Below are 6,178 nucleotides of genomic sequence, written 5' to 3'. Positions count from 1 at the left end.
CACAGTTCCCTTCAAAATTAGGTGAATATCCTCTCAATATAGATGCAAAACAACATCATAGAAGTTAAACTCTGTTACTGCAACAATACAACTTTCAAAAAACCTCAGCAAACTTTGAAAATATCCCATGGTTATGCATTTTCTAAAGAAAGAAGAGATAAAAAGTTACACCACACTCTCCCCATTCGTTATCTTTAGTAACAATACCTACTACGGAGTTTTCATCAAAAAAGACGGAAAAGTCAAAAACCTAGGTCCTCTGATCTCACTTCCAGAATCTTACCTACCAGAGGAATTTAAAAAAAACCATAAATTCATCAAGGAGGTAATAGAGTTTAAAAGACGAAAAGCTAGCTCTCTAACATACCTAAAAGTCTCCCTAAATAACTCTACCCTCACATTTGACGCAATCTTCCACAGAAAAACCATAGCCAGACTCTCTTTTAAAAAAGACATAGGAACCTTACCCAAGGCATTTGATAACACTTCCACAAAAGAAATGTTTTACAACAACCTCCCCTCCATAGTAGTAACAATCATCCCTAGCAAGCTCCTAAAACTACTTAGCAATGCAAAAGTCTTATATCTTGAAACTGATGAAGAATCGTCAAGAATTCCCTTTGAACTTATAGCCTATAAAATGGACATACTCGTAAAGAGAGTTATCGGAATAAATAAAGAAAAACTTGCGAAAAACTATATCAAGAGCGCGCTACTTATCGGAAATGGCTGGGACAAAAGATTTAAGCTATGCGCCTCCGAAGCAGTTGAATTATACAACATTGTGAAAGACAGGTTTTCTAGTGAGATAATATGTGATAGTATGAAAATTGAAGAGTTTGCAAAGAAAATCCAAGAAAAAGATATCCTCTTCATCTCTTCACATGCCGAGGAAAACGGAATAAGCCTAGGAGAAGATATAATAAACGCAGATAACACAAAATTTATTCCCAAGTTTCCCAACATTGTATTCCTCAACAACTGCTACTATTTCGGCATAGAAGAGTTCGTAAGAGAAATCCTACAAAAAGGAAGTTCAACTGTAATTTTCTCACCATTTAAAGTTCCAGAGTCTCACCAGACAAAAACTTTCACACATGCATTCTTTGAAACACTAGCAAAAAGTTACGATCTGGATCTATCTCTGTTTACAGCAATGAAGGTAAGTAAAGCAAAAAAGCACTACAACTACCTTCTGTATAGGTTTTGCATTTAAATGTAAACAATACTTCCGAAAATCATATAGAAATATGAAAAAAACAATAATTCTACTGCTTACAATCCTAGTTGCCTTAAAAGGCTACAGTGAAATGCTACCAGAGCTATCTTTTGAGTATGAAACTTTCAGATTGCTCCAAGAGATGAATGTAACCTTTACTATAAAAAACCTTGGTCCATCAAAAGAAGAGTTTTTCGTATATGACGAGATCTACAAAACCTTCTTTTTTGACCTAAGGACTGAAAAAAACGAAGAAGTGGAATTATCTTACGACTTTATGGTAAAGTATGACTTTATGAACCTCAACACTACAAAAAGATCACTAACCCTATTACCAAATCAAGGTTTTTCGGTGAAGATAGATATATCCAAAATATTTGATATCTCAAAGCCGGGAATCTACTACATACGGGGCATATTCTCTCCAGATGGAACTGCAGACAAGAAAGATGGACTCTTCACAGATTACTACAAAATAACAATAAAACCTCCCAAGAAGGTAGAAGAAATTACAATCCAGATTGAAGATGAATACAGGAAACTGGAAAGAGAGTTATACTCTCTCCCACCTTACGAGGTAGTAAGGAGAATGCTTGACGCAAAACATAGAAGAGACGCAAGAGAGTTCGTAATGTATTTTGACTTTGAGAAGCTAATAGGTATATTTCCAAGTTTCTCAAAAAGGTATAACGAAAGTAAAACCTCATCTGAGCGAGCAAAAGTCATAGAGAAGTTTAAGGAATATCTAACCACTTACTGGGAAGATCCTATAATAGGTTTTTCGGTAATAAGAACCGAAATAGAAGGTGACAAATCTATTGTAACAGCAGATGTTGAATACCGGCTAAGAAACACTTCATACAAACTGAGGTATTTCTACCAACTTTACAGAACCTACGACAACAGATGGCTAATATATTCTTACGAAGTTTTCAACATAAAGTAAGTTGCATAACACTAGCTGAATTTGTATCCTCAAGAATAGATAATTAAAATTCTTTCGTGTCAAAACCAAAACTTTTACTCATCTGTCTTTTTGTAACACTAGCAGGTCATAATTTTGCAGATCAAGTGTTATCTAAGGTTTCAAACCTAGTGGTTAACCTAAACTACCAAGGAGCTATCATAGAGCTGGAGAAAGCAATAAGCAAAAAGCCAAATGACATTAACTACTACACAGTACTTATAGATCTCTGTCTAAAGTCTGACGAAGTTGAGATTGCGGAGAGATATGTCAAAAAAGCTTTAAGTTACGAAAAAAACAACTTACTGATAAACTCCTACCTTATGGAAATAAATAGACTCAAAGGCAACCTAGAAGAAAGTAAGAAAATAGCGGAAAAACTACTGAAAAACCCTGAGGCAAGGACCAACATAGTCTTCGTTGTAATGTTCTCAAGGCTTTTGGCAAACATAGACCTAAAGGAAGCGGAGAAATTTCTAGACTTACACATAAGAACATTTCATAACTACGAGTTACTGGTAGAGATGGCAAAAGTTCAGCTGGAGCTTGGAAAGCTTCAGAAAGCAAAAGAATTCCTTGATAAGTCAATATCCTTAGAAAGATTTGACAGGAGAGTATACTCTCTGTATGGAGAGTATTACTTCAAAACGAGAAAATATGAAGAATCTATCAAAAACTTGGAAAAGGCCATCCTGTTTCCCGGAAACCGCAATAAGGAGTACTACCTTCTCTCACAATCCTATTACAACATCCGCAACTACGAAAAATCACTAGAATTCCTCGGAAAGCTAAACCTTAGAGAAGAAGTAACAGCCAAGGTTTTGTTTGTTTCAGGAAAATACCAAGAAGTAGTAAAAAGATTCTCTAAAAGCGAAAGTGAAATAACCAGATACTTTGTTGAGGAGAGTGTTATAAAACTCTCGCACTCAGAACTTTCAAAAGATAGGAAGAATTTGTCTGAAACAAGACTAAAAGCTTCAAAGGAACTTAAGAAAAAGGGTATACCATACTACGAGCTTTACCTAAGAAGAGCAATAAGACTTAACCCCCTTAACTACGACGCTTGGTTTGAATTGGGAAACTACTACAAGTTCTACCATTCTCCTTATGTAGCCCTAGAGGAGTTAGAAATTGCCAAAAATCTCTTCGTAAACGATGCTAAAATGCAAGATTTTTTTGAAAGTATATCAGATTACATCCTAAATACATCTAAACTATCTTCTTGGAACATAGCAACAGAAAAACAAAAGAATGCAAAACTACTAATAGACATTGAACCCTCCAATCTACCTATAGAAAAAGATTTCTACCAAAATGCTACGATATGGGCTATTGAAAGTTTTAAACTCATCAACACAACTACAGAAGTTTCTACAGAAAATGTTTCACCACTCTCCTACAGAAATTACGATCTGGTAGTCAAAGTAAAGCAAGATGTTGTCAAGGACTACATGATACTTGAACTCTCATTTCTTGACCCCCTAACCTACAACACTCTAACGAACGCTACTGTATCTCAGAAGTTTAGTGACAACTTTGTCTCGGAGATATACTACAACTTTAAGACCAAAATGACCGCACTGCTTCCCTCCTATGGAGTTATTGAAGGAATAAAAGATAATCTCATAGTTGCTCGCTTTTCAAACAAACCTCCAAAAGCTGGGGATAAAGTTTCCATAACCAGTAATGATACGAAAAGCTTGATTGCTAACAAATACATCACAATCGCCACAGGAAATGTAACAGACACCGAGGGTGAGTATGCCTTAATAGAACTAGACAAAGATTTTAAGCACCTTGTAACGATAAAAAAAGGATATAAAGTAATAAAAAACTAGTGCTTAACTCTAAACCCTAGTATCACAAAGTCATCTTTAACCCTAGCCTCTCTCAGACTCTTTATATAGGAAAATATCTCCTCCACAGTATCCCTTATTGAGAGATTCTTACAAAAGACTATAAGATCTATTATCTTAGCCTCATCAACCTGAAATCCTCTCCCAGTCTCCAGCTCAACAATTCCGTCAGTGTAAAAGAAAAATCTATAATCAGGAGAAATCTCCATTTCATACAACTCAAACTTTTGATCCTTCCTCATACCCACAGGCTTAGAGGGAGTCAGTAAATCTTGCAGAGTTACTATCCCATCCTCCTTGAGCAGTATACCATACTTATGCCCAGCAGATAGAAACTTCGCCCTCATCCTCTCAGTGTTGATATCACACACAACACCAGTTACATAAGAATAAACATCCGCATCCGAGATACTCTCATTCAGAGAAAAAACAAAGTTGTTCAACTCCTCAAGCACAACATCAATAGCCTTTCCCTCCTGAAGAGCTTTATCAAGCACATTCTTGACATTAGAAGCTAGAAAACCCGCAGACAAGCCATGTCCAGATACATCAAAGACTCCAACTACCGATCTCTTCCCAAATTCTCTAAGAATGAAGAAATCACCACCTACCTCCACCATTTCATCCGAAGGCCGATACCTAGCATAAACCTCTAGATTTTTTGAAAACAACCCAGACTCATAGAAATTCATTGAAGACATTATTTTACGAATCCTTATCGCCTCATCATACAGAACCTTCACCATCCTCTGGTTTGCCACCTGAAGAGGGTAAAAGAAAATACCCTCAAGATCAGTTTCCTCAACAAGAATTTTTTTTACTGTAAACACCATCCCATCCTGAGTAACCACATCCTCCGATACATACTTCATATTTGACATCAAAGACTGAACGTTGCTATACCCCTCGTAACCCTTAAATATCTCTCTAAATTTCCTGTTAGTTTTCATTATCTCCTTAGTTTCTTTATTCACCACCACTATTGGAACATCAACCATATCTGAAACCCTAAGCAATACATCCTCTATCTTCTCAGAAGGAATATAACTAAATCTTGACACCCCTATTTTCACTTTATCATCAGGTAGACACTCCAGAGATATACCATACAAATTCTGCCAACCCCCCTTGGTCTCATAATTCTTAAAAATCCTACCAGATCCTAACCTCTTCGCAGTTTTCACTATCTCGTTTAGATCCAAAACCATCTTAAGTTGCAAGATAGTCTCCTCATCACAAGTTGTAGCAATTATATTGTTTGTCTTACTATCCACAACCATATCACACGAAATTATCTTCTCCTCAGGCTCCAACATACCCTTACTCACCCTAGACAAAAGATCCTCAACAGATCTCCTATTTGCCAAATACAACAGAAATACAGAAACAAAGTCAATAAGCATATTTGAAATAGTCAATGCCTCTTCCGAAATATTAAATCTGTTTGTAAAAACAACAAAAACATTGGATATATCTCTATCTCTGTATACAGGCACAAAAACTACGCTGTTGACATTAAGTTCTCTACATACCTCCACTACCTCTCCCAAAGCAAATATAGATATGTCATTTGGTATAGCTATTCTATGCGTATTACTATCAATGTGTAAAGCCTTCAACAGATTATCGCCAACAAGCTTTGCAAGATCATTCTCCATAAGTAATTGCTTCAGCCTTGAAATGGGGGAAATAAACGGAAAAAAAGGTTCGGTAGAAAAAGACAGAACAAATCTATTCTGATAGACCTTAAATCCTGCAGTAAATTTGCCCTCAAAAAGCTTTTGAAGTAAATTCATAAAGTTAAACAGTATATCCTCATGGACAGAATGAAAACTACTTATACTCTGTGCGTTGTACTTATAGGATGTAACCGAAAGTAGTGCGTAACAGTTGGTTAGGAACTTTTTCGCCAAATTTGATTTTGAGTGAGAAAAAACCTTCTTTGAGAAGACCCCCAACACACTCAGAACGATAACGAAAGAGAGTAAAACCACAACCACGAAAATGATCAAATAAGCATATTCCATACACCAAAAAGTATTATTTAAATATAACAACAAAGTTTCAATTTGACATCGGTAGAAGAAATTTTGTAAATTTTATTGTTAGCTCTGGAGGATAGATGTGAAACCACCAATT

General features: G+C 36.0%; 4 protein-coding genes. 3 read left to right on the top strand and 1 reads right to left on the bottom strand.

What is annotated here, in order from left to right:
• Positions 1 to 133: 133 nt before the first annotated feature.
• From ABDH28_07580 to ABDH28_07570, 3 genes are all read left to right on the top strand, one after another.
• A complete protein-coding gene (locus tag ABDH28_07580) occupies positions 134 to 1,216 on the top strand; it encodes a hypothetical protein (GenBank protein ID MEN2998874.1) in 1,083 nt (360 codons plus the stop codon).
• A gap of 34 nt (positions 1,217 to 1,250) precedes the next feature.
• Positions 1,251 to 2,165, top strand: coding sequence for a hypothetical protein (locus tag ABDH28_07575; GenBank protein ID MEN2998873.1), 915 nt, complete (start codon positions 1,251 to 1,253; stop codon positions 2,163 to 2,165).
• A gap of 125 nt (positions 2,166 to 2,290) precedes the next feature.
• Positions 2,291 to 4,021, top strand: coding sequence for a hypothetical protein (locus ABDH28_07570; GenBank protein ID MEN2998872.1), 1,731 nt, complete (start codon positions 2,291 to 2,293; stop codon positions 4,019 to 4,021).
• Here the strand turns inward: ABDH28_07570 and ABDH28_07565 are convergent.
• Positions 4,018 to 6,066 carry a PP2C family protein-serine/threonine phosphatase gene (locus tag ABDH28_07565; GenBank protein ID MEN2998871.1) on the bottom strand — a complete coding sequence of 683 codons (2,049 nt, stop codon included), beginning with the start codon at positions 6,064 to 6,066 and terminating at the stop codon, positions 4,018 to 4,020. The two genes, ABDH28_07570 and ABDH28_07565, sit on opposite strands and share 4 nt — an antisense overlap.
• Positions 6,067 to 6,178: the final 112 nt, after the last annotated feature.

Source organism: Brevinematia bacterium (assembly GCA_039630355.1).
Classification (GTDB): domain Bacteria; phylum Spirochaetota; class Brevinematia; order DTOW01; family DTOW01; genus SKYB106.
This window is presented reverse-complemented; position numbering and strand designations above follow the sequence as displayed.

Coding starts and splice junctions, on each gene's coding strand:
- ABDH28_07580 (MEN2998874.1), top strand. CDS start 134: ATGCATTTTCTAAAGAAAGAAGAGATAAAAAGTTACACCACACTCTCC.
- ABDH28_07575 (MEN2998873.1), top strand. CDS start 1,251: ATGAAAAAAACAATAATTCTACTGCTTACAATCCTAGTTGCCTTAAAA.
- ABDH28_07565 (MEN2998871.1), bottom strand. CDS start 6,066: ATGGAATATGCTTATTTGATCATTTTCGTGGTTGTGGTTTTACTCTCT.